Raw genomic sequence first — 26,511 nt, 5'->3', positions numbered from 1 at the left:
TCACAGCGGAATATCGTAATAGTTAAGTGCTTGTGCACTCACCATAAAATATTAACATACTATCAATCTACTGTAAAGAAGATTTTAGAAAAAGTTACTTGGCTACATCTGCTGTTTTTTCTTGCTCTTCTTTCTTGATTTCTTCTAAAAATTTCGTCATTTGAGGCGTCCATTCAAGTGTTTCCAAGAGATCAGGTCGGCGTTGATAGGTTCTTCTTAGCGACTCTTTTAATTGCCATTCTTCAATCAATTTATGATTTCCATTTGTCAATACTTCTGGTACTTTCATCCCTTTATATTCTGCTGGACGAGTATATTGGGGATGTTCTAATAGACCAGTTGAATAAGAATCGGTTTGGGCAGAAGTCTGATTGCCTAACACATCTGGCAACAGCCGAACTGTTGCATCGATCATGACCATCGCACCTAATTCTCCCCCAGTAAGGACATAATCCCCTAAAGAAACTTCATCTGTCACTAATGTGCGGATACGTTCATCATACCCCTCGTAGTGACCACAAATGAATACCAGGTGTTCTTCTTGTGAAAATTCTTCTGCCATTTTCTGATCGAATCGTTTACCAGCTGGATCAAGAAGGATGACTCGTTTCTTGACATCAGGTGCAGCTTGTTCAATTGCTTGGATATTATCATAGATTGGCTGGACTTTAAGCAACATACCTGCTCCTCCGCCATATGGATAGTCGTCTACTGTCTGATGTTTATTATCTGAATAGTCGCGGAAGTTAGAGATATTGATGTCTAATAAACCTTTATCTACAGCCTTGCCGATGATGGATTCACCCATAGGACCTTCAAACATTCGTGGAAATAAAGTCAATACATCAATCTTCATCGTCAATCAGTCCTTCTGGGATTTCTACACGGATCACTCCAGCTTCTAAATCAACTTCTTTGACGACAGAAGCGATATATGGAAGCAAGATATCAGCCTTTTTCGGACGTTGAACGACCCAAACATCATTAGCGCCTGGTGACAAGATTTCTTTTACTTTACCTAGTTCCGTTCCATCTTCTTCCACCACACGCAGACCGATGATCTCGTGGTAATAGAATTCATTTTCATCTAGATCTACAGAGTTGTCTTTTGACACTTTCAATATGCCATCCCGATATTTTTCCACATCGTTGATCGAAGGATGACCTTCAAAACTCAATAAGTCAAAATTTTTATGTTTACGATGACTTTTGACCGTTAATTCAATAGGTGCTTTTCCATCTTGGAATAATGTCAGCACCGTCCCTTTTTTGTAACGTTCCTCTGGGAAATCCGTTGTTGAGATCACACGGACTTCACCTTTGATACCTTGTGTGTTTACGATTTTTCCTACATTCAAGTATTCAGTCAACTTATATCCCCATTTCTTTTTTGTCTGTTTTATTTTAGCATGTGCGGAGAGGCAATTCTAGTTTTCTTTTAGGGTATTAAGCCAAATTTATTGCAAAAATGTGGCGTACTGTTTTTGATGACTTCTTATTTCTTGAAGCTCAGCACTTCTGTCATGGCTTCTTCATAGAAACTGCCATCTTCAATGCAGCCATAGGGTCTTGACGAGTGATCGTATAGACATTTTTCGGTTCTTGCCAACTTACTTCTACGGCTCGATTCGTCGTATCTCCCATATCAATAGTTATCTTACCAAATTGTTCAGGTGCTGGCAGCCTGTTTTCTTCCAAATAGGCTACGATTTCTTTAGCTAACGGCAAGGGTTCTTGACCATCAATATTATTCCCACGGATCTGAATACGCCAATTTCCTTCTTGCCATTCAAGGTAGCTTGAACCTGCTGCTCCTTGCTGATACCCCGTGATTTGATGACCTAAATCCATTTTCTGCCCATTTGTATCGATCTCAAATGGCTGCAAGACTTGTATCGTTTCTTGACTAGAAGCAAATCCATATTGATAGAGATAAGTTGCAATAGGCGTTTCTTGATTCAATTCGTCAGCATTCAACCTGAGGGGACGATCTGATCCGTAATATAAAATAGAATAACCTTGCTTTGTTTGTGCCGCTGCGACATTGAGATAGCCAGAAGAAATCGGTATATCTAAAGGCATGGGCACGTTTGGTTGTTGTTCTTTCAATTGGTTTAAAGCAGTCTTTTCCTCATTATTTGAGGTAGTCCTTGTTTGTTCAGTAGATGAAGCCGTTTTAGTACTACTTTTTTCTGTACTTGCAACAGTTTCAGATGTACTGCTTGATGGTTGCGTATTGTCTGATTTTTCAGTAATCAAACTGCAGGCGCTTAACAATAAGACAAACGGAATAAATAACATAGTATTTCTCATTATCTGTTCACTCCCTCCTATTATAAGGATACGCTTTCTTGCTTCTTTTGCCAAATAATCATTTCTTCAATTAATAAAAAAACAAAAAAAGCTGTACTCGGAAATTCGAGTACAGCACGTTTATTTACTTTTCCTTATCATCGATGATATTCAAACGCACTTTTTTTGGTGCATTGATCCGAACACCGTAAACGATCGTGCGGATTGCTTTGGCAACACGCCCTTGTTTTCCGATGATACGGCCAATATCTTCAGGTGCCACTGTTAGGTTATACTCGTAAAAATCTTTCGACTCTACGACATCTAACTTGACTTGATCAGGATAAGTGACTAGCGGACGAACGATTGTTAAGACTAAGTCGCTTAAATCTTTCATATCCGGTCACCTTATTTCTTTGAGAATTTAGCTTCGTGGTGTTTTTGCATAACGCCTTCTTTTGAAAGGATGTTACGTACAGTGTCAGAAGGTTGTGCACCTTTTGATAACCAGTCAAGAACTAAGTCTTCTTTTAAAACTACTTCTGCAGGGTCTTTCAAAGGATTGTAAGTACCTACAGTTTCGATGAAACGTCCATCACGAGGAGAACGTGAATCAGCTACGACGATACGGTAAAAAGGACTCTTTTTAGAACCCATACGTTTTAAACGGATTTTAACTGCCATTATTTATTTCCACCTCCATTGTTTTATTCACAAGATGTAGTGTAACAGTTTTTTTTTACCCTGTAAAGCTTTTTTTCTTTACAGCTTGATTAAATTCGATTTTTTTTAGGAAATAGCAGATTTTAGACTTCTTTTTTGTTAAAAACAAGCCACCCAGCTACGATGGATATGACGATAGAACAACATGTCACTGCTAATGACTGAGTATAATCTGTAAGGTGGATTTCTTTCGTAAGATAATTTGAGGAAGAAATCAAATAAGTCGGTACATATTCTGCTACTTTAGAGAACAACCCAGCACCATAACTCAGAATAACCGTTCCCCCACTAGCCAACAGAACCGCATAATTGGAAGAAAGAAAAGCTGAATAAAATAAAATCAATGAATAAAGCCAACAGCCAAAAAAATAATAAGTAAAACTGATAAATAAAGGATGGGAGATAATCGACTGGTCCCAATAATAAATCGTGTATGCTAGCGTAATACTATAACAGCACCAATAGCTGACACTCCAAAACAGTATACCCATGATCCATTTCGACAGAAATATCTTCCAGCGCTTCATCCCTTTTGTCAGTAAGTTGATGATTGTTCCGTTTTGGTATTCGCTTGTCAATATCCCGCTGAATAAAAGAAGGAAGAAAATCAGCAACATCGGAATATTTTTATAAAATTGTGTCCATGAAGTCGTTGCATCAACTGTGATTTTCTGAACAGAAATCCCTGACTCTGCCAGAGTTGTTGACATAGTTTGCACTAAATAAGGAGTCAATTTAGCTAGCAATGGATTCATTATACCGAAAATCACTGTGAGCGCACTTAGCGTGATGATTTTTCCAGTACGCCAGTTTTCCATTAGCTCCTTTTTGGCGAAGGCAATGAGTTGTCTCATGATTGAACGACCTCCAAAAAGAGTTTTTCTAGCGTAGGTTCTTCCATCTGGACTGATTGGACTGGCAATTGATATTTGGCTAGCAAATCCATAGCAAAAAGCATTTCTTCTTTACTTTTTTGTGGATAAGCTATACGCAGTTCACTTCGGATCATCCCTCCAGGTAAAAGCTCTTCAAATTGTTCGCGCTCTTTTTTGGAAAAAAATACGATCTCAAACCCACTAGCATTTGTTTGCTTTTTCAATTCGTCCACTGATCCAGACAACACGATTTTTCCATTATCCAAAAAAGCAACTTTGTCACAGATACGCACCACATCAGATAAAATATGAGTTGAAAATAAAATCGTCGTTTGCTCTTTCACAGAGGATAAGATATCTAAGATTTCTTTTCGACCAACAGGATCAAGAGCAGAAGTTGGTTCATCGCAAATGAGTAATTTGGGCTCGTTCAACAATGCTTGAGCAATCCCTAAACGTTGTCGCATCCCTCTGGAAAATTTTTTGATCCGCTTCTTTTCATTCGACAGACCGACAAGTGACAACAGTTCATTGGTTTTTTCCTTTATCCGCTGTTTAGGCATTCCTGTGAGTTCGCCGCAAAAGATCAAATACTCAGAAGCGGTCATATAATCATAAAAAACCGGCACATCAGCTAGATAGCCGATTTCTTGATTGGTCGTTGTTTGTCCGTACTCTACTTCTTTTCCGTTCACTCGGATCGTTCCGCTGTCTTTTTTGATAAGACCTAAGATCAGTTTCATAGTTGTCGTTTTTCCAGCACCGTTTTTACCGATGAAACCAAAAATCGTCTGTTCTTCTACAGAAAAAGATAAATCATCCAGCAATTTGTTTGTACCAAAAGACTTTGAGACTTTTTCAAGTGTCAAGATAGCCACTACGCATCCTCCTTGCCAAAAATCAAATAAAGGACAGGACCGATGAACTGCATACCAACAATAACAATAATCACCCATATCATTCGATTTCCATGTTTATATGCAGAATGTGTAAAGATATGATGAAGTACATAAATAAGTAATCCAAACTGTACAATGATTAAAGGAATTAAAAACGGAAGAAATTCTTTGATGTCCATATTACTCGCCTGCCAATCGTTTTTTTAGTTTTACAATTTTTGATTTCTCAATCTGTTGAAAAATCGGATTTTCTAATGCACTCAATGCCCCTTCCCTAATGATTTTCGTGTCTCTTATTTGCTGTACCCCAAGATCTGCTCCTTCAAATATCTCATTTATCTCATCAAAATACCTATCACCATGAAGAATCCTGCCTTCCTCACTTAAAAGTATAAGTGTCAAATCCACAAACTGTTTTAAACACTTTATTACTTGTTCTTCTTTTTCATGTTTCGCATAAGCACAGGCTGCAGCGTAAGAAAATTGAGCACAACTGTTGGGATGGATCGCCGTCAGGTTGAATGCTTGGATCACAGCATCTATTCTATTGACAGTTTCTTCTATAACCGGTAATTGAATGATTTGGATCAATAGATAATGAGTGGCTGAAGATACGAGATTGATTAAATGAGAAAACATGCTGAATTGAGTATAGCTTACCGCTTTTTTTGTTTGACCAGCGGCTCGGTACGCTTGGATAAGCAAGGTGTCGCTTTGCTGGGCAAAACGATAAGGATCCGCTTTTTCTTCGATTTCAGATAAAGCTTCTTCTGGTTTGCCTAACTGGAGCATGACCGCTACTTTTAACAAAGAAGCATTATTGCATAGAGATAATTCTGTTGATTCTTCAACGATTTTCGTACATAACGCTTCTGCTTCAGACAGAATTGCTTGTTGTTCCTCCAGATCCTTTGTTAGCATAAAATGATTCAACCACAAAACGACTACTTGTAGAAGAAAAGGATAACATGAGTAATATTGTTTGACCGCTTTTCTACAGTCCTCCATCACATATTCAAAGGGCTCTTCAGAAAAAGCGGTGGTCCACTGCTGATAAAAGTGTCTGATTTGCTCTTTCGTCAATTGAGGATGATAGCCGAGCAGTTCATCAACAGACACATCAAAAAAACTGGCTAATTTAGGCAATATGAGTACATCAGGCATACTTTGGCCTGTCTCCCATTTGGAAACAGAAGCTTTTGTCACACCTATGAATTCAGCTAGAGTTTCTTGAGTCACGCCTTTTTTCTTTCGTAAATTTGCTACATTTTTCGATAATGATAATTCTTCCATCTTATCCCTCCTTTTTCTTCATTATATAGACTTTCTAAGAGGGTTGGCAATGGAGACTAACGATACTTCGCGATCATTTGTCAACTAAAACGAAACTTTTGCCAGTAAGTGTTTTTATTTGCTCCAATTACTTATTTTTTGTAAGATTATTATAGATAGTTTGAAGGAGGAAAAATCGTATGACAAAAAAAATTGGATTTTTTATTGGTAGTTTAAGAAAAGATTCTTACAACAAAAAAGTAGCAGAAGCTTTTGCAAAATTGCTTCCTGAAGGGTACGAAAGTGTATTTGTAAAATTCGATGATCTGCCATTTTACAATGAGGATCTTGAAACCCCAGAAAAAGCTCCTGCTGAATGGACTCGTTTTCGTGAGGAAGTGAGCGGATTAGACGGTGTCGTTTTCGTTACTCCTGAATACAACCGCTCTGTGCCAGCAGTATTGAAAAATGCTTTAGATGTAGGCTCAAGACCTTATGGACACAGTGTTTGGGATCATAAACCAGGTTTAGTCGTTACTGCATCACCAGGTGGGATCGGCGGCTTTGGCGCAAACCACCATCTACGCCAATCACTTGTCTTTTTGAATGTGCCAACCTTGCAACAACCGGAAGCATATATCGGAAACGTTGCGAATCTAATTGATGAAAACGGCAATATCGTTGAAGGAACATTAAGTTTCTTCCAAACGATTTTAGATGCGTATCTAGATTTTTCTAACAAATTAGCAGAATAAAATCAGAACAATAATAAAAAAAGAGGCTGGGACAGAAGCGTTTAACTCCAAGAAATAAGAAGGAATTCACGAAAATTGCTTTTCAAATTTTTGTGAATTTCAGCTTATTTCCGAAGGAGTTGCTTCTGCTTCCGCCGTTTATATGTGTTTAGAGCGTGAGACAAAAGTAAAGAACACTTTTGTCTCACGCTCCTTTTGTTTTATTTACTTCTACTTTCGTACATAATGTAATTCGATAAATTCACCGAATCGTGTCGTATCTAGCAATTCGAAACGTGCTTCATAGGTTCCTTTTTGGAATAAAGGGATTCCGTCCCCTAATAATACAGGGGCAATCTGGATATATCATTCATCAATCATTTGATGTTCTACTAACGGTTTGATCAATCGACCCCCACCCACAATCCAGATATCTTTTCCTTCTGCCATTTGTAGATTTTTTAGAAAAGCAACAGGCTCTTCGTGTACGACCTCAGCATCTGGTAATTGTAATTGTGCATTGGTTGAAAAAACGAAATTCTTTTTCTCTGGATAAATTGCTTCGGTTTCCAAATATTTTTTTGCTTCTTGATAAGTTTTCCTGCCCATGATGGTCGTATCGATTGTTTCATAAAAAGCTACATAAGTGGTTTGCTCACCTGTCGGAGTGTCAAAAAGCCATTGAAGGTCATCCGTTTTCGTTGCCAAATAACCATCTAAACTTACAGCGCCATAAAATATGATTTTTCGCATGTTTTATTCGCCCTTTCTTCATTTTCTGCCGATACGTATGACCTCTTCTTTGCGGAAACAACTGTCAAGGTGATCATTGATGATCCCGACTGCTTCTAAAAAAGCACAGATTGTCGTACTGCCAATAAATTTAAATCCTCTTTTCTTTAGATCTTTTGCTAATTCATCTGAAAGAGGACTTGTTGTCGGGACTTCTTCTTGTGAATGATAAGAAGAATCAACGATTTTTCCATTAGAAAACGACCAAAGATACTCAGAAAAACTGCCGAATTCTTCTTGAATCTTCAAGACTGCTTTAGCGTTTTGGACAGCTGCTTCGATTTTTCTGCGGTTCCGAATAATTCCTTTGTTTTCCATTAGTTCGCTCATTTTTGTTTCTCCATAATTTGCGACTTTTTGGATATCGAATTGATCATATGCTTCATCGAATGCGTCACTTTTATTTAAAATCGTCTGCCAACTCAATCCTGCCTGATTGATGTCGAGCATCAATTTTCGGAACAGCTTTTGGTCATCATGTTCAGGAACACCCCAGACAGTATCATGATATTGCCGCATACTTTCTGTTTGTTCACTCCACGGACATCTCATTTGTGCCACCTCTTCGTTTAGAGTAATTGTATCAGTAAAGAATAAAAATTGCTGATAGAAAAGCTCCGGCAGTAGACATTTTCAGTCTGTACCGAAGCTGTTTTTTTTATCTTATTTCCGTTTTTTCTTTTTCTTCTTATTTTTCTTGATCATTCGATTCATCGCCATTTTGCCTAGTTTTCCTTTGACGCCTGAACCAAACATTTGGTCCATACCTGGGATGTTCATATCCCCTTTGGACATTTGTTGCATCATTTTTCTTGATTCCTTGAATTGCTTGATCATTCGGTTTACTTCAACCACACTGTTTCCAGAACCGGCAGCAATTCGGCGGCGACGGCTTGGATTCAACAGATCAGGATTCGCCCTTTCTGCTGGTGTCATAGAATAAACCATCGCTTTTTTGCGTTCAACGTCTTTTGGATCTACCTTGACGTTTTCGATTCCAGGGACTTGATTCATTCCTGGAATCATTTTGATTAGATCTTCCAGTGGGCCCATCCCCATCACTTGATCGAGTTGTTCAATAAAGTCATTGAAATCAAAGGAGTTTTCCCGCATCTTCTGTGCAAGTTCTTCCGCTTTTTTCTCATCATAGTCTTGCTGCGCTTTTTCGATCAGTGTCAGCATATCCCCCATACCAAGGATACGGCTAGCCATACGATCTGGGTGGAATACTTCTAAGTCAGTCAATTTTTCACCAGAACCGATGAATTTGATTGGTGCACCTGTCACTGAGCGGATCGATAAGGCTGCCCCGCCTCGAGTATCCCCATCAAGTTTAGTGATGACGACTCCAGTAATCCCTAATTGCTGATTGAAGCTGTCAGCTACATTGACGGCATCTTGACCAGTCATGGCATCGACAACTAGCAAGATTTCATTTGGTTGCGTCAATTCTTTGATTTGTTTCAACTCATCCATCAATGCTTCATCGATGTGCAGACGTCCTGCCGTATCGATCAATACATAGTCGTTTTTCTTTTCTCTTGCTAACTCCATCCCTTGACGAACGATTTCTACCGGGCTAACTTCTGTTCCCATGTCAAATACAGGAACATCTAGCTGTTGACCCAATACTTTCAATTGGTCAATCGCTGCTGGTCGATATACGTCCCCTGCGATTAGGAGCGGACGAGCATTTTCATTTTTCTTTAAATAATTCGCTAATTTACCGGTAAAAGTTGTTTTACCTGCCCCTTGTAGACCAGCCATCATGATAACAGTTGGTATTTTGGGTGATTTATTTAACTCTGCTGTTTCAGAACCAAGTGTGATCGTTAATTCTTCATCAACGATTTTTACGATTTGTTGTGCAGGTGATAAACTTTCCAGCACTTCTGCCCCTACCGCACGTTCGCGTACGCGTTTAGTAAAGTCTTTGACTACTTGCAAGTTAACATCGGCTTCTAATAAGGCAAGGCGGATTTCCCGCATCATTTCTTTTACGTCAGCTTCTGATACTTTCCCTTTTTTTCTTAGTTTTCCCATCGCCTGCTGGAGACGTTCAGTTAAGCTTTCAAATGCCATATTTTCTTCATTCCTTTTATTTATTCTTCGATTGCTTGAATTTGCTGTACATATTCAAGCAGTTTTTTATCTTCCGGATACTTATCTGTAATATATGCGGTCATCTTTTCTAATATCTGTTCTCGGACAATATAATCAGAGAAGAGATGGAGTTTTTTTTCATAATCCTCCAAGATCTTGCTTGTCCGCTTGATATTGTCATATACTGCTTGTCGACTTACTTCGTATTCTTCCGCGATCTCACCTAATGAAAAATCATCTGCATAATATAACTCCATGTAGTTCATTTGCTTTTCTGTCAATAAGGTCGAATAAAATTCAAAGAGCGCGTTCATTCGATTGGTCTTTTCGATTTCCATTCTGCTCACCTCTAGTTTTCAGCCATTCTTCATCAGAGAGCACAGTCATTTTTTGCTGAATAAAATAAGCAGTGGCCACTCCGGCGCCATTTTTTGTTATTCCGGAAAAGCTTCCATCATAAATCGAATGGGTCCCGCATGAAGGGCTTTTTTCCTTCATAATGACTAGATCAATGTGTTTTTCCTGCAATTTTTGATATGCTTTGATCGCGCCGTTTTTATACGCTTCCGTTACATCTTCGCCGCTTGTCGTCCATACTTTTGCTTGATCTTTCCACACATCGAACCCATTTCCACCAATGATTTCAGCAGGATCTCTAGGGATTGGCAATCCACCGATTACTTCTGGACAGACCATGACAGCTTCGCCAGTTTCAACTAGTTCCATCAATTCTGGTACTTCTTTTTTCTGTCCATCATAGCGACAGGCTAGACCGCCTAAACATGCACTGATTCCAATCATTGACTGCTCTTCCTTTCTATTCAGCAAAGTGCCTTCCTATTATACCATTTATTTCTTTTGTAAAATAGCCCCTTGTACTGATTCTATGCTAAAATATAAACAGAATGAAACCTATTTAAAGGAGATTTGAATGAAAAAAATACTAGTTGTTGATGATGAACCTTCTATTGTGACGCTCTTGACGTTCAATTTGGAAAAAGAAGGCTATAAGGTAACCAGTGCCGCAGATGGAGGCGAAGGATTAGAATTAGCATTAGAACAATCATTTGATTTCATCATTTTAGATGTGATGCTTCCAACGATGGATGGCATGGAGATCACTCAGCGGCTGCGTCAAGAAAAAAATGAAACACCGATTTTGATGCTGACGGCTAAAGATGATCAAGTGGATCGGATCATTGGTCTGGAGATAGGTGCTGACGACTATTTGACCAAACCATTTAGTCCACGTGAAGTATTAGCCCGTATGAAAGCCATATTCAGACGGATCGAACCTCGTAAGCAATCAAAAGATGAAGCTGAGCCTGAATATCTATCGATTGGACAAATCACTGCTGATTTGACCAATTATCAAGTCACCGTAGACGATCATCTGATTGAACTCACACCGAAAGAATTTGAATTACTCGTTTATTTCATGAAACGAAAAGACCGTGTGATCGATCGCGACACATTGCTAGACCGCATTTGGAATTTTGACTTCGCAGGACAAAGCCGAATCGTAGATGTGCACGTTAGTCATTTGCGAGAAAAAATCGAGCGAGATCCAAAACACCCAAAGTACTTGGTGACTGTTAGAGGATTTGGCTATAAGTTTCAGGAACCAAAACGATGAAATGGAAAAAAGTTTATGAGCGTCTCTTCTTTCTTATTCTTTTGATTAGTTTGTTTTTTGGTGGTTGGCAATTGATCTCCCATTATTTCCAACAACAGATCGTCGAACAGCAAGAAAGCTACCTGACAAAAAAAGCACAACTACTGATCCGGCAATTAGATGTCGAAAACCTCCAAGCGGCGCAAAACAAAACTGCTTTGGAAGAATTCGTCCATCAGTCGAACGAACGGATCACTTTAATGGATGCTACTGGAAAAATCTTATTTGACACAAACAATGAAACATTGAATGAACAGCGAAGTTCTCGTCCAGAAATAAAAGCTGTATTGAATGGTGGGAACCTAGGTAGCGCTTTGCGCAAAAGTACTACTTTGAATGAGGATCTTTTATACGTCGCATTACCAGTCAAAAAAGGAGGCCAGTTAGAAGCCATTTTACGTATCGCAGAACCGACAAGCGGATTTTTACCGAGAACGGAAAGTTTTCGCCGTTGGGTCTTTTTCTTCTTTCTGTCTTTCTTCCTTGTTCTTGCAGGAATGATCTATTACCTGATCTACCAAAAAAATCAGCCTTTGAAAACTGTCCTGCCTGTTCTTAGAAAAATGGTACAAAATCCAAACCAAGCAGAAGTAATCATGCAGACACCTGACCAATGGGAGGAATTGTATCAGACGATCAATGCGCTGAGCGAACAAATGAGTAAGATGTATCGAGCGTATACTACAACAGAAGAACAATTGTACACATTATTAAATGAATTGATGATAGGCGTATTCCTGATTGATGATGCTGATTCTCGTTTACTACTGCTTAATCCAAAGATGCAGTTGCATTTAAACGTGACTAGCTATGAACCTGAACAACGGTACACAGAAGTCATCCAAGAGCCAAAACTCATTCAGCTGATTCACCAAGTGACTCCTGAGCATCCGCTGATCCATCAGGAGATCACCATCACTGAAGGACGACAGACATTAGACTTGAGTTTGCGCTACTTTACTAATTCAGAAGGTACCGGACAGATTCTAGGGGTGGCGTATGACTTAACGAAAGTGCGACGTTTAGAAAAGCTACAAAAAGATTTCGTTGGCAACGTCTCCCACGAATTAAAAACTCCTGTGACTTCACTGATTGGTTTTACCGAGACTTTACTGGATGGTGCAAAAGATGACCCGCAAACTCTGACTTCTTTTCTTGAGATCATGCAAAAAGATGCGATTCGGTTAGATAAATTGATTCGGGAAATCATCCAGCTGTCAAAAAACGGTGAGAATTCTTACGAGATCCAGACGATTTATACAGAACCTTATTTCCAGCAAATCGTTCAAAATTATCAGCCAATCATCGAAAAGAAACGGTTAACGATTCGATTGATTGGAAAGAACGAACCGTTTACTACTAAAACAGATATCCTTTATCCAATCCTCAAAAACCTGATTGAAAATGCTGTCCAATACTCAAAAAACGACAGCAAGATCATTATCCGTTATCAGGCAACAGATGAATTATCGTTTTCTGTCCAAGACTTTGGTATAGGTATCGACATTGAGGATCAGGAACGGATCTTTGAGCGTTTTTACCGTGTAGATAAGGCGCGAAGCCGGCATTCAGGTGGGACCGGACTAGGGTTAGCGATTGTAAAAGACTACGTGCAACTCCTTCATGGGACGATTACTGTAGACAGTCATCTTGGAACAGGCTCGACTTTCACCGTTACCATTCCGAAAAGCAATTAAATAAGGCCTGCTTGCAGCAATGTTTAGATGTCTAACGATCATCTACTACGCTGAAAAGCAGGCTTTTTATTAGCTAAAAATGCTGAGCCACATGTTATAAATCTTTGTCATGATGTGTAGCTGTCTTTTCTGACATCTTTACAATCAGCTCCTGGTTCATTTTCTGATAAGCATCTATAGCATAATCAGCAAAACTTTGTGTTTTTTGATTCAAATAATCCGTTAATTTTTCGGGATGATTTACTATTAATTCTCTTGCTTGTTGGTCTGTACTTGCTAACTCTTTCGATAGATGGTCTCGAACTTTTTGGCGAGTTGGTAAAGTAATATTTTTCTTGAAATCACTATAGTATGGCTTCGTCAAGATGTTCGTCAACCGATATGTCCAGTAAGCAGAAATATCATCTGGCATATCTGTTCCTTTTTGATAAGCTTCGGGTGTCTCGCTTATATTGCTATAAAATGGTATATAATTGCTTGTATCAGGAATCCCCAACGCTAACCAATGGATACCACTGATTTCTTCTGGTACATTGTTTCTTATCTGTAGAATATGAGATTCCATCGTATTCGGCACAGAGATTGGACGATACTTATCTGGCTTTGTCCCTTCGATGGTATCATATTCAGTACCATTAAAGTGTAATGTCATGATATAAGCTGTTTCTGCAATTGAAATAGGTTTATCTGGTTTGACGAACATCTCAAATGAACGGTCTGTTATTTTTTGTTTCTTTGAAGGTGTCAGTTTTCTCTGTGCATCCCATATCCTAGGAAGATTGTATTTTTCATCCTTTGACTTATCTGCAAATATGTCTCTTAAAGAAATATCCCGTTTCGTATTTATCAGTTGATTCTTTTCTAAAAAAGATTCTAAATCTGCTGAACAAAGATAAGAATCTTTGTCCTTCAAATCAAATGAATCAATTGACAACATATTAGGAATAACTGCATAACAGTCATCTGGAACTTTGACAGCTGCCCACTGATGACCACTAAGTATCTCCATATACCAGATTTCATTTTTATCAGAGAAAATCACACCATTTGTCTCCGCAGCTCCTTGCTTAGCAACGATTTTTCCTAATCGTTCTACTCCTGCTCTTGCTGAATCAATATAAGGAAGGGTCACTGTCAACATAGAGTCTTCTGCGATACCATGCGCAGTATATGGATCTTTTTTCAATATCTCTTCCTTTGTCGTAGCTGATTCAGTAGCGCTCATTGCAACGTTCTTGCTATTGATACCATCTTCTTCAAATAATCCTTCTGACGTATCCCATTCTGGGGTCGCTGTGTACTTCAGCTGTTCTTTTGGAAGATCAAGGGTAAATCCATTCCCTTTGGATACAAAATGTGAAGGATTCGTATTTTCTTTTCTGACAACAAAGTGTTTGGACCAAGCCGTGTTCAGATCTTCATTTCTAGCAATCATCGTTGATCCATCTACTGAAGCATTTTTTTCTACTAAAACCGTCGTACAAGCATCAATGGAAACGGATAAGAAAATCCCATACAGTACACCTAAAAATAAACTAAATTGAAGCAATCTTCTATTTTTCATTTGAAGCATCCCTCCTAATTTTATAAAAACGCTTTCAAAATGATTATAGGACACCTGAAGTAAAGATTTAATTGGTTTTCTATAAGTTCTAGATAAAAATTTGCTTTGTTTTTTATACAGAAAGAAGCTTAGAAAATACAATTTTTTGGTTAATGTATTTTTTAAGCTTCTTTTATCTTATTAGTTATTTATTTCTTTTGAATAATCGAAGGAACCGAGGCAATTTATTTATTATCTCCGGCTCTTTTTCATTTTTACGTTCAAACAAATATTCTACCAATGTAGTCAAATGCCTAAAGATCGAATCTGCCGAGAAAAATAGAATGCTCAATAGCAAAAGCGATACAGCTGAGATACCGGTGATTGAAAACAGTTTATGCAAAAAAACCACCGAAAAAAAGATACCGCTAGCACAGAAAAGAATAATCTGACTTCTGAATTTATTCAGCGGTGAACAGATTTTATAGAGAACGAGAAATCCTACTGCAATCAAAAGCATAGTAGATGCTGTAGAAACATCTGTTTTATTTAGATTCAAAGTCACCCCGCAGATCACCAACGCACCGACTACGATCATATCTGTCAGTCCACCTGGCACAGCCTTTTCCATCACATTCATGATGAATTTCCCTCTGATTCGCTTTTTGTTTTCTTCTAGAGCAAGCAAGAAAGATGGGAGTCCGATCGTAAACAAACTAATCAGTGTGATCTGTGATGGTTCTAAAGGATAGGTCAAAGCAAAGATGACTGAAAACAGCGAAAGTAAAAAGGAGAAAATATTCTTCACTAAAAACAAGCTGGCTGATCGCTCAATATTGTTCACGACGCGCCGTCCTTCTGCAACAACTTCCGGCATGCGTGAAAAGTCAGAATCAAGCAAGACCACTTGTGAGGCCTGCATGGCGGCTTCATTGCCAGAAGCCATCGCTATACTGCAGTCTGCTTCTTTCATGGCTAGAATGTCATTCACGCCATCACCTGTCATAGCTACTGTATTGTTACGCTTTAGCAATTGAACGAAGATTTTCTTTTGTTCTGGCTTGACGCGTCCAAAAACTGTATATTTTTCGACAGCTGCTTCATATTCTTCTTCTGATAATTTAGACGCATCAACGTACTGATCAGCATGTGAAATCCCTGCTTGGACAGCTACATTAGATACGGTGAGCGGATTATCTCCAGAAATCACTTTGATGGCTACTTGCTGTTTTTTGAAGTAATCGAATGTGGCTCTTGCTTCTTTTCTGATAGGATTAGCGATCAGGATATAGCCTAATGGTGTGACTGCCTCCGTCAATACTGGTTCTTCAAGAATCCCATCGTACACACCAAAGACCAACACGCGATAGCCTTTTTCAGCGAAAGAAACAAACTCTTCCGCATATTCCGGCAACTGATCTCGCAAAACCATTTCGGGTGCTCCTAAAACATATACCTTGTCTTCCAACGCTACACTGCTGAATTTTTGGACAGAAGAAAAAGGAATGACCTGGTGATAGGATTGATCAGTGGTTTTTGTAAAGTATTCTTTGACGGCTTCCATTGTTGCATTGTCTCCTGCCATCGCTTTTGCATAGTCAGCAATGCGCTCTTCCAGTTGATCTGATTGGCTGATTATTTCTTGTTTTTTAGAGACAATCACTTTTTGGACAGACATTTTGTTTTCTGTGATCGTTCCTGTTTTATCTACACAAAGGACATTTACTCTTGCCAATGTCTCAATGCTTTTCATATTGTGTAAAAGAACTCTTTGCTTTGCTAGTTTAGTCGCACTTAATGCTAATGCGATCGTCGTTAGCAAGTACAGTCCTTCAGGTATCATACCGATCAATGCTGCTTCCATTGCGACGACACTTTCTTTCATCGTGTTTCCATTAAAAAAGTAACTTTGAGAAAAAAGCAGAATACCGATAGGAATAATGATGATCCCAATCCATTTGATCAATTGATTAAGAGAAGCGATCATCTCCGACTGTTCTCCTTTTCCCATTGTCTTGGCTTTGACTGTCAATTGGGAAATATACGAATCCGCTCCGACTTTGTCTAATCGGGCGTAAGCTTTTCCGGAAACAACGAAACTGCCGGACATCAATGGATCACCTATTTCTTTGGTTATCTCATCTGCTTCACCTGTTAATAAAGCCTCGTTGACTTGCAGTTTTCCTTCCACGACCTCTGCATCTGCTGGAATCTGATGTCCAGTCTCTAGAATAACAATGTCATCTAATACAAGGTTTTCTATATCTACTGTTTGCTCTATCCCCTCTCTTATGACATTGACTTTTGCTGTATTCAATACATTCAATTCATCCAAGATTTTTTTGGATCGAATTTCCTGAAAGATAGCGATTCCTGTATTGGCTATGATAACTGGTAAAAAGGTCAAGTTTTTATAAGATTCTACTAGGCAAAGCAAAATGGCTAAGATAAGAAAAATCAAATTGAAATACGTAAAAATATTTTCCAATATAATTTGTTGGTTTGTTTTGAATGTGGGATCGACTGAATCGTTTGCTGCACCTTTTTCTATTCGTTCCTTGACTTGTTCTGCTGTCAATCCTTCTTTGTACGAGGGAAAAAGACGGATAACTTTGTCAGATGATTTTTGTGTTCTTTTCTTTTTTTTACTTCGATTTGTCCATTTATTCTTCATGTGGCTACCTCGATCAATTTCGTTTTCTGGATATTTAAAAACTTCTCCTATCCAGTATAGAACAGATATGAAAAGTGTTCCTCTTATTAAGCTTGCATACACCTTTCATTCCTGTCATATAGCAAAAAAAGAGCGACGACATAGAACTGTCGTCGCTCTTTTTCTCAATTATAGGAAAAATCTATATGCGGGGAAACATAGTTGATTTTTCCTTGATAGTCACGATAACTGTAGCATATTTATCTGCTAGTTATTTGATATTTCCTTCGTGGTCACGTTCTACTTTCATCATTGTGATTGGTAAATAGCCCAATTCTTTGACAGGTCCTTCTTGGATTTCTTCTGTCATCATGTAGTCTAAGAATTTTTGGACTTCAGGGAAAGGTTTTCCGTTCGTGTACATATGTTCATAGGACCAGATTTTCCAGCTGTTATCTGCTACATTCTCTTCTTTTGGTTCTACACCGTCGATACTTAGTGCTTGTGTGGAATCATCGAGATATGAGAAGGCTAAATAGCTGATTGCTCCTGGTGTTTGACTTACAAGCTGCCGAACAGTTCCTGATGAGTCTTGTTCTTGGGACTGTATAGGTGTGGCACCATCTAATCCCCATTTTTCAAATGTCGCACGGGTACCGCTGCCGTTTGCACGGTTCACAACGTTGATCTTTTGATCTTTCCCGCCAACTTCATTCCAATTAGTGATTTTTCCTGTAAAGATATTAATCAATTCCTGTTTTGTGATATCTTTGACACCTGTATCTTTGTTGACGATGGGTGCCATCCCAACTACTGCTACTTTATGATCCACTAGTTTAGAAGCATCGATCCCGTCTCTTTCTTCTGCAAATACATCAGAGTTTCCGATAGTAACTGCTCCAGCTTCGACTTGGCTCAAACCAGTTCCGCTTCCTCCTCCTTGTACAGAGATTTGATAATTCGGATTTTCTTGTACAAAGCTTTCTTGCGCTGCATCGACCAAAGGCTGCAATGCTGTCGAACCTACCGCAACGATTTTTACTTGTTCATTTGAGTCACTTGAATTATTTTGTGTGGCAGAGCCATCTGTATTTCCTGATCCTGAGCCGCATCCGGCTAAAAGAATTCCCATCATACCTAGAGTAAACAATACTTTTTTCATTTTATTGCTCCTTTCTTATTTACAACTAAAGTTTATCAGTCGACTGTAAATCCCTCGTATGGTTGCTGTAAAAATATAGTTAAGTTATGTAAAAATCATGTAAACGTTTTTCGGATTCTTTACACGAGAATAAAAAAGCATATGAGAAACAGGCGTTTTCCGCCGCTCATATGCTTGTTACCGATGATCCACCATCAACGGTTATTTTTTATAGATACAGATCGTTCACTTTTTATCCGGATCTCTGTCCAGAAGTAAAAGAATGTCGCAAGAATAAATGAGACAATGACTAAATAGAAACACGGTTTAATGGTCAAGAAATACATGGAGGGATATGCTGAATCCTTCAGTCCGCTCTCGCTCAAACCATTAGGACCGATGATCATGCGAGGCAACAAGGAAAACATAGATGTGAATATGAGTAAACAAGAAAAATAAAGCAGCTGCCAATTATAATGATTGATCAGAGATTTTGGCAGTAATAGACCTACACTTATCACTAAGTAAAAAACAGTCAAAGCTGGAAAATTTCTAGAAACCACAAATCCACTTCCTTGGATCAGCCCTAATATCTCGGCACCTTGCACAACAGCATTTACCCATGTAAAAGGTAGCAAAACGATAGGAAAAAACCAAAAAAATAAATAAAGCCGATCGATTACTGCTTTTCTTCTCATCAATGTTCCCCCAAACCAATTTTTCTTTCATCATACTATACAATTTTCTATCTAAAAAAATTAGGGGGAAAAACTTTTTTTTTAGAGATAATGGCATGAGAGTTTATTCATTTAATCTAGAAATAATGAAAAAGTAATTGATTATTATATGATTCAATTTACAATAAAACTAACAAAATAATAACACTTGTTAGGTGGTGACAAAATATGATAAAAACGTGTTGGAAGAATCTTCCATTGCTTTTATCTTTTGTTCCTTATGTGCATTTCGCTTTACTGCTTGATTTCCATTATCATTCCGTAAGCGGATTCATCACGTTGATATTTTTATCTCTTTTTGCTGGGTATTATTTCCAAAAAAGCAGGCGTATTTTATCTTTATTTATCGCCAATATTATATCTACTGTCACTTCCTATTTATTTTGCGTCAATTTTGCTGAATGGCGGTACTTTTATCATCCTTTAAAACCGACCCAACTGATTTTGATTCTAGCTGGCATTTACTTAGTTCCACAAATCCTTGGATCGTTATGGGCGGTAGCCTTATCTTATAAAAAAGCACGGCATCCCTAAAAAAACAAACCCTATATGTACAAAGAGAAGCTGTTTTTCTTCTTTTTGTACATATAGGGTTTTCTTATAATTCATGTAGAAAAATTTTTTTGATAATGATCTTATCCATCAATTGGGACTGACTGTTTTGCTCCCCTATGATTTCAGCGATGATGGTCCGATTTTGCGGTTTTCTTCTTAGCTGGTAATTGATTTTCCCGGTTTTCATCAATTCGCTGAGCATATCCACGACCCCGCCAAATCCGGTTTTTTTCGTAATAAAACCAAGTGCGACCATTCGTTCATCTAGATTTTTTGCTGTAATCGTCACACCCGTAATAAGCGAGTGCTGTAATGTTTGAGCCAACTCTTCCATCCCTTCAGCATTGGATACGACGGAAGCTGTTTTATTGACAGATTCTTCATGTATTTCTTTTTCCTTTGGTTCTTTCAGTTCCTCTTTCACTGTTTGACGAAGGACATCTAGTTCTTGCAAGAGCGTTTCGTATTGTTCTTGGGTCAGCATCACACCAGCTACTTTTTCCCGATTAAATATATATACGCCAGTTCCCGCGTCTCGCGCTTGAGCAAATACATCCATCGGCGATCGTTTCACTTCTGTGATCGAAGATGTGGGAACTTCTAATTTCTTTAATTCCAATGGATTTCCTCCTTTACTAATCGCTTTTTATTATAGCATAGACTGACTTGTTTTGATCTGTTTTCCAAAGGTTTTATCGGTTTTTCCCTAACCAGTAATTGATATCCGTAAGTAGTCTTTCAATACCAAATGAAGGATGGTACAGATACGTTTTTTGATCTTCATTATGGTCTAATGGAAAAAAATGATCCGTAATCACTAGATCTGCATAACGAGGTGGCTTATTTCGAGTGCAAACATGGATCGAGATCCGTTTTCGATGTCTTAGGGTTTTGTTCAGTACCCCGGCAAGTCTTCTTGCTTCCTGATGTTCATAACGAAAAAAAAAGACGATTTTCACTTCAGGAGGATGGACATCTAAATACCCCCGTTCTTGGAGTGTCTTAAGTAAAAGCATTCCCCATTCAACTGCGGGGTGTGCAAGTGCTTGTTGGATTGCTAGACGAAATTGATAGAGTTTATCTTTGGAATTAGGAAACTTTTCTAATGTTTCCTGATAATAACGAACTTCTTTTTCCACCAGTCGGTCATGGATACCAATCACATAACGAAGCCATTCTTGGTAAAGTACTTTTGTCAGTTTTGACTTATTTCCACTTTCAAACTCACTATTCAGCCAAAACAGCGAGTCAAGCTTCTCAGTTACGATCGTCAATTTCCGATAGTCTTGTGTCTCTTCTATCCGTTCCCACCGTTTTTCAGTAATCTGATTACAGCTCAAGCGCAAAATCGCTAGATAATTTTTTTCTTTTATTGGCAAAATCTGCTCTTCTCTAAAAAGCAATTCTGGAAACAACTCAAAGAAAAGGGTTCGACTGTCTCCTAAAATCTCGATTTCTGCCGGATCCTTTCGTTGCTTCAATAATTGGATGAATGTCTCTGAAAAGGATTGCTCTCCATCGTCTGCAAAAAAATGGGGGAAATCTTTCAAAAAACAAAATAGCAGGTACCGTATTTTTCTTTCTGAACCAAAGATCTGCGCTTTTTTATAAGAAAACGAAAGGTGATACTCACCAAACCATTTTCTCAACCGCTCTTGTGTCGAACGATCATACTCCTGTTCATAAGGTTCATTCAACAGCAGATTTTTCAGTAGACAAAAAGGTGGTGATTGGATCAGAAAAACAAAAAGGAGGTAAGGTTCGCTATATCCTTGATCATAAACTAACTGAACGGTTTTCTTATGAAGAATCAGTTGGATTGGACAGTCGCTTTCTGCCAAACGTTTTAGATGCCGATCAACTGTTTTGACATCGATTTTCAGTTCTTCAGCTAAATCCGTTTTTCGCCAGATCAGATCTTTCATTAGGTTGATTAGTGAAAATAAATTCTGTGCATTTTTTGATAATAGTTTTTGCCATCTCATTGATCATCTCTCACCTAGTTTCTAAACATATTGTTTGATCAGAAAGGGCTCTTTTCTAAAAAGATAAAAAGTCCCTTTCCATTTACTTAATTACGCAAATTTCTCTCATTATTTTTTATTTTACTTAATTTAATTGTATTCTCATTTTAAAACGAATGTACTTTAAAAAAACATAATAAAATCACTTTGCTTGTAGGATGTATCCCCTTCCATTACAATTAAAATAAATAGTGATTTCATGAGAAGGTGATGTGAAAATGGAAGCTAAAATCGAAGAATCCAAACAAAAAATCGATCAGTTGATACAAGAATTAGAAAAAGCGGTCATCGGTAAACGTTCCACTATCCAATTGATGATTGTTGCCCTGCTAGCAGGTGGTCATGTCTTGTTCGAAGATATTCCCGGTGTAGGTAAAACATTACTAGTCAAAGCACTAGCAAAGGCTGTGCAAGGAACCTTTAGCAGAGTCCAATGCACACCCGATCTTCTTCCTAATGATATTTTAGGCTTTTCTGTCTATAACTCACAATCAAAAGAGTTTGAATTTCGTCCGGGGCCAATCTTTACAACGATCTTGTTAGCAGATGAAATCAATCGTACGACTCCTCGCACTCAGTCAGCACTTTTAGAAGCAATGGCAGAGAATCATGCAACGATCGACAACAATACATACCCCCTAGACAATCATTTTTTTGTCTTAGCTACACAAAATCCAATCGAGTATGAAGGAACATATCCTTTGCCGGAAGCACAGCTCGATCGTTTTTTATTCCGACTACAAATTGGTTATCCTTCTTTTGACGACGAACTTCTGCTACTTTTGGATAAATTTGAAAAAGTGTTGGATAATTTGAAGGTCGTCTTGAACAGTCATGAAATAGAAGAAATAAAAACAAGTGTGGCGAATGTCTTTGTCAGTCCAGAAGTGGCATCTTATGCCTTGCAGTTAGTATCCGCAACAAGAACCCACTCTGCTATCCAGCTTGGCATCAGTCCACGAGGAAGCCTTGCCTTTATTCAGGCAGCAAAAGCCTATGCGTTGATCCATGGGAGAAATTACGTCACGCCCAAAGATTTGCAGGAGTTAGTTCCTTTCGTTTTTTCCCATCGCCTGATTTTTTACGATCGTTCATTGAAGGAAGACGAAAAGACACAAATGATCCATGCCCTTGTTGCACAAATCCCAATTCCCGTGAGGTAGATAATGGAAAAAGCCAAAGATTATTTCATTAATTTTGTGTTATTTCTGATATATTTCGTCATTGTCTTTTTTGCTCTTGTATTCAACAATTCTTTAGGGTGGTTCTTATTGGCCTTTTTTACTCTTTATGTATCATGGAGTGTGTTTTCATTAAGCACCTTTCTAAAGAAACTTTCTGTTACTTGCACAGTCCAGCCAGTCGTTTATCGTAAAAAAAGTATACAGGTTAGTTTTTCTATAGCCAAAAAGAGAGCTTTTTCTTTCCCTCTCCCTCGTTTACAGATCGTCTTTCCAGAGATCTTTGCAGAAAAAAAACAAGAAATATTGATCCTTACAAATAAACCGCAAGAAGTCCAAGTACTTTGGCAACCAAAAGAGAGAGGGTTCCATGAAGCATTAACCGTCATTTTTACAGCCTATGATAGTCTAGGACTTTTTAGAAAAAGGACAAGAAGAGAGCTTTCTTTTCCTGTGACTGTTCTTCCAGCTTTTCATAAGTCTCAAGCAGAAGCATTGCAAAGAGTTCTGGAAAAAAAACAACAGCTGAACGCGTATCAAAAAGGTCTTGATTTTCGAGAACATCGCTCTTATCGCCCCGGCGATTCTTTTAACCGAATCGATTGGAAATTGTCTGCTCATAGTCAAGAATGGTTATACCGCGAATACGAGTATCAAGAAGAAGAATATTCTCCGCTTCTTTGCTTTTGGGGTTCACCTAGCTTGAAATTTGACCATCTGCTAGATTTGTATTTTTCTTTATGGCATCTGAGAAAAGAAAAGCAGCCGGAACTTCTGATATTAGGCGACCGTACCTTTCATGGCAAAGATCCTGGATATACCTATTTTGCTTCTTTGAACGCTGGAGATGAGAAAACTTTTTTGGCACACTTGAAAAAACAGGCAAAAAAACAAATCGTCCTCTTTATTCCTGCGCATTCTCCTGAAGTCTCAGAAGCTGTCGAAACATTGTCGAAAGATCGAACAGTCTATCTTGTTTATTTCGCAGAAAAACAAATCATGATCCAAGAAAAAGACAAGGTATGTTCACTGCCAGGAGGTGAATGGATTGACGATTAAATGGGAAAAATACCTGCGCGGCGTTTACTCCTTTATGATACTAAGTGTAGGTGCTCCGATATTTGTAGCAGCTAATCAATTGCAAAACAGCTCCCCTCTTATCCTAACTATTGGTATCCTATGTCTTATTGTCTGCTGTATTTCTAAAAAATGGGTACGATTGCTGCTTTCTTTGCCAGTAATGATTGGCTGTTTGTTTGCCTATTTTCTTTCAAAGACATTTTCTTTATTATGGGTCATACAGTTTTTTCGTCAGTTACAGAGGAATTCTTCCATCTATCCCAAGGTAAACTTCATTATTTACCAGAAAAGACAGCTTTTTTTCTCATATTGTTGTTGATCTATTTATTTATTACTTTGACCGTGGATTACGACTATTGGTATGCACCCTTTCTTGCGTTGATGGCTTACTTCATGATGCTTACCGTTTTTCGGGAAAAAGAACTATTGTACGAAATGATTGCGGTAGTAGCTGTTTTATGCGTACATTTGGCAGCAAGGCAATTTTTCGCCATCCGATTGTTGTCGGGAAACGCTCGATTCCAGTCGTTTACTACGATCCTGCTTATTTGTTTGTTCACTTTCAGCGCCATCTTGCCTTTATATCTCCCAAAAGTACACCAATCTCTTGAGGAAACGAGTGAACCGATCCGAGAATATCTTAATGATGAAGGGCTTTATGATACACTCCATGAGTACCAATTAACCGGAAGTGCCAGAACGGGTTTCAGTGAAAATGATGAACAACTTGGTGGTCCATTGTATGATAATGGTGAAGTTGTTTTTACAGCGAACCAGAAAGTAAACGGCTATTGGAAGATAGAAAATAAGAATCATTACACCGGTTCTGGATGGGTAGAAGATCCGGATGCACCCATCCAACCAATCAATCCAAGAATTTCCTGTTGATATCACAAGCTACCAAACAGTTATGGAAGAAAAAGAAAACATTACATTGACGCTAAAAAACCAAGCTTTCTTACCTTATCCTTATGGAAATACTACCTTGACTGATTTTTCATTAGCCAGTGGACAAACGCTTTACTATTTGCCTGAAAGCCAACGATTCATCCCTGTCCCAAATGAATCGACGCGATTGGCGTCCTTACAAACAGAAAGATTAGCTTTTACGAGAGAAGAATTAAAAAGCAGTCAGTTAGAGGCCGATGATTTAGAAAATCAACAGACAAATCTTCAGTTGCCGAAAGGGTTGCCTCAACGCATTGAGGACTTGGCGATCGAATTGACCAAAAATGAAGCAACTTTAATTCGTAAAGTCGAAGCTGTCGAACAGTATTTGAAAACAAGCGGGAATTTTCGCTATTCCAAAACGGATACCGGACATACGCCTAAAGAACGCGATTATGTAGATTATTTCCTCTTCGATTCAAAAGTCGGCTATTGTGACAACTTTTCAACTTCTATGGTCGTCCTTCTTCGCACACTAGGCATCCCTGCTCGGTGGACAAAAGGTTTTACGGATGGGATTAGAACAGGTACAGATGAGCAAGGAAATGAGGAATACAGCATTCTCAATAGTCATGCTCATTCTTGGCCAGAGGTGTACTTTCCTGGGTTTGGCTGGCTTCCATTTGAACCAACCCCTTCATTTGCCAATCCAACTGTTTCACAACCAGCCGCTGAAACAACAGAAACCGTCCAATCTGCTGAAGAACAACCAAAAGAAAGCGAAAATATAGCAGAAACTATTACCAGTGAGAGACCTGCGACTATTTCGTCAGATAACACGACACTCACACCGTCTTATAAAATCGTCTTATTCAGCCTTGGGGTGTGTTTATCCGTCTTGTTGTTCTTTCTATTGTTATTTAGAAAATCTCTGCGCTGGACAAGTTATCTTATCTATCTTCATTTTTTTGCTTCTACTAATGCGGTTGCGTATCAAAAACTTCTTCACCATTTGGAAACACTGGTACCGCGCACCCTCGCAGAATCTTTGCAGGCATACAGCCAACGAATAGAACAAACATTCAATCTAGATCAACGTTTCATTCGATTAACTGCTCAATATGAAGCTGAAATATATGGGCGACAAGCAAATCCGGTAAAATTCGATAAAAAAACCTATTTAGAACTAACGCATATAATAAGAAAAACGGTATACAAAAAGGTTATGACAAAAGGGAGCAGCTTCAAAAAATAAGATAAAATTCCTGGAGAATCTACTTCTGGAATGCCGAGAACCAGCTGATTGAGCATCGATTATTCGTAAAAAAAGAGCGTGGGGCAAAAGTAAAGAACACTTTTGTCTCACGCTCTAAAAACGTATAAACGGCGGAAGCAGAAGCAACTCCTTCGGAAATAAGCTGAAATTCACAAAAATTTGAAAAGCAATTTTCGTGAATTTCTTCTTATTTCTTGGAGTTAAACGCTTCTGTCCCAGCCTCTTTCCTACGATTAGTCAAGTAAAAGGTGCAAGAAAAATAGCTCGTAAACGAAAGCGACAAAATCAAGGCACACCAAATAAAGCCCCGTTCGTAAAAAATTTTCGATCTGGGCAAAGAAGTGGTATACTGTAAGTGGTTTAGTTAATGG

25 protein-coding genes and 2 pseudogenes are annotated in these 26,511 nt (G+C 38.5%); 7 read left to right on the top strand and 20 right to left on the bottom strand.

Annotated features, from left to right (window positions below):
• Positions 1-94 precede the first annotated feature (94 nt).
• From trmD to KFO35_RS11890, 9 genes are all read right to left on the bottom strand, one after another.
• On the bottom strand, positions 95-856 hold the full coding sequence (gene trmD / locus KFO35_RS11930; RefSeq protein WP_002313567.1) for a tRNA (guanosine(37)-N1)-methyltransferase TrmD: 762 nt from the start codon (positions 854-856) through the stop codon (positions 95-97).
• Positions 846-1,370 (bottom strand): ribosome maturation factor RimM, encoded by a 525-nt coding sequence (rimM, locus tag KFO35_RS11925; protein WP_002290281.1) that lies wholly within the window; start codon positions 1,368-1,370, stop codon positions 846-848. Before rimM ends, trmD begins: the two co-directional genes overlap by 11 nt.
• A gap of 151 nt (positions 1,371-1,521) precedes the next feature.
• Positions 1,522-2,313 (bottom strand): hypothetical protein, encoded by a 792-nt coding sequence (locus KFO35_RS11920; RefSeq protein WP_156272171.1) that lies wholly within the window; start codon positions 2,311-2,313, stop codon positions 1,522-1,524.
• Positions 2,314-2,437: 124 nt separating this feature from the next.
• Positions 2,438-2,689, bottom strand: a complete 252-nt coding sequence (locus tag KFO35_RS11915; protein WP_002290277.1) for a KH domain-containing protein — start codon at positions 2,687-2,689, stop codon at positions 2,438-2,440.
• Positions 2,690-2,700: 11 nt separating this feature from the next.
• A complete protein-coding gene (gene rpsP / locus KFO35_RS11910; protein WP_002290274.1) occupies positions 2,701-2,976 on the bottom strand; it encodes a 30S ribosomal protein S16 in 276 nt (91 codons plus the stop codon).
• Between the two features lie 122 nt (positions 2,977-3,098).
• Complete coding sequence (locus KFO35_RS11905) at positions 3,099-3,869, bottom strand: DUF2705 family protein (RefSeq protein ID WP_002313565.1); 771 nt, start codon at positions 3,867-3,869, stop codon at positions 3,099-3,101.
• The gene (locus tag KFO35_RS11900) at positions 3,866-4,768 is read right to left on the bottom strand and encodes an ABC transporter ATP-binding protein (protein WP_002334810.1); all 903 of its coding nucleotides are present in this window, start codon (positions 4,766-4,768) and stop codon (positions 3,866-3,868) included. The genes KFO35_RS11905 and KFO35_RS11900 overlap by 4 nt, the downstream gene beginning before the upstream one ends.
• Positions 4,768-4,968 carry a PLDc N-terminal domain-containing protein gene (locus KFO35_RS11895; RefSeq protein ID WP_081185936.1) on the bottom strand — a complete coding sequence of 67 codons (201 nt, stop codon included), beginning with the start codon at positions 4,966-4,968 and terminating at the stop codon, positions 4,768-4,770. The genes KFO35_RS11900 and KFO35_RS11895 overlap by 1 nt, the downstream gene beginning before the upstream one ends.
• Position 4,969: 1 nt before the next feature.
• On the bottom strand, positions 4,970-6,082 hold the full coding sequence (locus KFO35_RS11890; RefSeq protein WP_119364909.1) for a helix-turn-helix domain-containing protein: 1,113 nt from the start codon (positions 6,080-6,082) through the stop codon (positions 4,970-4,972).
• A 179-nt stretch (positions 6,083-6,261) separates the two neighbouring features.
• Here KFO35_RS11890 and KFO35_RS11885 point away from each other — a divergent pair, with 179 nt between their 5' ends.
• Positions 6,262-6,816, top strand: coding sequence for an NADPH-dependent FMN reductase (locus tag KFO35_RS11885; RefSeq protein WP_002290264.1), 555 nt, complete (start codon positions 6,262-6,264; stop codon positions 6,814-6,816).
• A 210-nt stretch (positions 6,817-7,026) separates the two neighbouring features.
• Here KFO35_RS11885 and KFO35_RS11880 read toward each other — a convergent pair.
• From KFO35_RS11880 to KFO35_RS11860, 5 genes and pseudogenes are all read right to left on the bottom strand, one after another.
• Positions 7,027-7,548 (bottom strand): annotated as a pseudogene (locus KFO35_RS11880) (dihydrofolate reductase family protein).
• Between the two features lie 18 nt (positions 7,549-7,566).
• Positions 7,567-8,139, bottom strand: coding sequence for a DNA-3-methyladenine glycosylase I (locus KFO35_RS11875; RefSeq protein ID WP_119364908.1), 573 nt, complete (start codon positions 8,137-8,139; stop codon positions 7,567-7,569).
• 111 nt (positions 8,140-8,250) lie between these two features.
• Positions 8,251-9,669 carry a signal recognition particle protein gene (ffh, locus tag KFO35_RS11870; RefSeq protein ID WP_081185939.1) on the bottom strand — a complete coding sequence of 473 codons (1,419 nt, stop codon included), beginning with the start codon at positions 9,667-9,669 and terminating at the stop codon, positions 8,251-8,253.
• 20 nt (positions 9,670-9,689) lie between these two features.
• Positions 9,690-10,028, bottom strand: coding sequence for a putative DNA-binding protein (locus tag KFO35_RS11865; RefSeq protein WP_002291603.1), 339 nt, complete (start codon positions 10,026-10,028; stop codon positions 9,690-9,692).
• A complete protein-coding gene (locus tag KFO35_RS11860) occupies positions 9,988-10,491 on the bottom strand; it encodes a 2-thiouracil desulfurase family protein (protein WP_002291604.1) in 504 nt (167 codons plus the stop codon). Before KFO35_RS11860 ends, KFO35_RS11865 begins: the two co-directional genes overlap by 41 nt.
• Positions 10,492-10,621: 130 nt before the next feature.
• On the opposite strand from KFO35_RS11860, the gene KFO35_RS11855 reads away from it, so the two are divergent.
• Both KFO35_RS11855 and KFO35_RS11850 read left to right on the top strand, forming a co-directional pair.
• Complete coding sequence (locus KFO35_RS11855) at positions 10,622-11,326, top strand: response regulator transcription factor (RefSeq protein WP_002291606.1); 705 nt, start codon at positions 10,622-10,624, stop codon at positions 11,324-11,326.
• The gene (locus tag KFO35_RS11850; RefSeq protein ID WP_081185942.1) at positions 11,323-13,062 is read left to right on the top strand and encodes a sensor histidine kinase; all 1,740 of its coding nucleotides are present in this window, start codon (positions 11,323-11,325) and stop codon (positions 13,060-13,062) included. Before KFO35_RS11855 ends, KFO35_RS11850 begins: the two co-directional genes overlap by 4 nt.
• A 94-nt stretch (positions 13,063-13,156) precedes the next feature.
• Here KFO35_RS11850 and KFO35_RS11845 read toward each other — a convergent pair whose 3' ends face one another.
• The 4 genes from KFO35_RS11845 to KFO35_RS11830 all read right to left on the bottom strand — a co-directional run bounded on the left by KFO35_RS11845 (position 13,157) and on the right by KFO35_RS11830 (position 19,097).
• On the bottom strand, positions 13,157-14,626 hold the full coding sequence (locus tag KFO35_RS11845; RefSeq protein ID WP_156272173.1) for a C69 family dipeptidase: 1,470 nt from the start codon (positions 14,624-14,626) through the stop codon (positions 13,157-13,159).
• Positions 14,627-14,810: 184 nt separating this feature from the next.
• The gene (locus tag KFO35_RS11840) at positions 14,811-17,279 is read right to left on the bottom strand and encodes a cation-translocating P-type ATPase (protein WP_156272175.1); all 2,469 of its coding nucleotides are present in this window, start codon (positions 17,277-17,279) and stop codon (positions 14,811-14,813) included.
• 250 nt (positions 17,280-17,529) lie between these two features.
• Positions 17,530-18,420 (bottom strand): phosphate ABC transporter substrate-binding protein PstS family protein, encoded by an 891-nt coding sequence (locus KFO35_RS11835; protein ID WP_070872302.1) that lies wholly within the window; start codon positions 18,418-18,420, stop codon positions 17,530-17,532.
• Positions 18,421-18,614: 194 nt separating this feature from the next.
• Entirely contained in the window at positions 18,615-19,097 is a 483-nt protein-coding gene (locus KFO35_RS11830) for a hypothetical protein (protein WP_002291615.1), read from the bottom strand.
• A gap of 207 nt (positions 19,098-19,304) precedes the next feature.
• Here KFO35_RS11830 and KFO35_RS11825 point away from each other — a divergent pair, with 207 nt between their 5' ends.
• Positions 19,305-19,670, top strand: coding sequence for a hypothetical protein (locus KFO35_RS11825; RefSeq protein ID WP_002308708.1), 366 nt, complete (start codon positions 19,305-19,307; stop codon positions 19,668-19,670).
• A 64-nt stretch (positions 19,671-19,734) separates the two neighbouring features.
• Here the strand turns inward: KFO35_RS11825 and KFO35_RS11820 are convergent, their stop codons facing one another.
• Both KFO35_RS11820 and KFO35_RS11815 read right to left on the bottom strand, forming a co-directional pair.
• Entirely contained in the window at positions 19,735-20,310 is a 576-nt protein-coding gene (locus KFO35_RS11820; RefSeq protein WP_002291618.1) for a hypothetical protein, read from the bottom strand.
• A 73-nt stretch (positions 20,311-20,383) separates the two neighbouring features.
• The gene (locus KFO35_RS11815; RefSeq protein WP_070872300.1) at positions 20,384-21,676 is read right to left on the bottom strand and encodes a hypothetical protein; all 1,293 of its coding nucleotides are present in this window, start codon (positions 21,674-21,676) and stop codon (positions 20,384-20,386) included.
• Positions 21,677-21,933: 257 nt separating this feature from the next.
• On the opposite strand from KFO35_RS11815, the gene KFO35_RS11810 reads away from it, so the two are divergent.
• From KFO35_RS11810 to KFO35_RS11800, 3 genes and pseudogenes are all read left to right on the top strand, one after another.
• The gene (locus tag KFO35_RS11810) at positions 21,934-22,878 is read left to right on the top strand and encodes an AAA family ATPase (protein ID WP_070872294.1); all 945 of its coding nucleotides are present in this window, start codon (positions 21,934-21,936) and stop codon (positions 22,876-22,878) included.
• Positions 22,879-22,881: 3 nt separating this feature from the next.
• Entirely contained in the window at positions 22,882-23,955 is a 1,074-nt protein-coding gene (locus tag KFO35_RS11805) for a DUF58 domain-containing protein (RefSeq protein ID WP_070872292.1), read from the top strand.
• Positions 23,945-26,119: pseudogene (locus tag KFO35_RS11800) on the top strand (DUF4129 domain-containing transglutaminase family protein). The gene KFO35_RS11805 and the pseudogene KFO35_RS11800 overlap by 11 nt, the downstream one beginning before the upstream one ends.
• The last annotated feature ends 392 nt before the right edge of the window (positions 26,120-26,511 follow it).

The sequence above is a fragment of the Enterococcus lactis genome, from assembly GCF_015751045.1.
In the GTDB taxonomy this organism is placed as follows: domain Bacteria; phylum Bacillota; class Bacilli; order Lactobacillales; family Enterococcaceae; genus Enterococcus_B; species Enterococcus_B lactis.
Note: the sequence above shows the minus strand (reverse complement) of the source record. Positions and strands in the feature narration are given on the sequence as shown.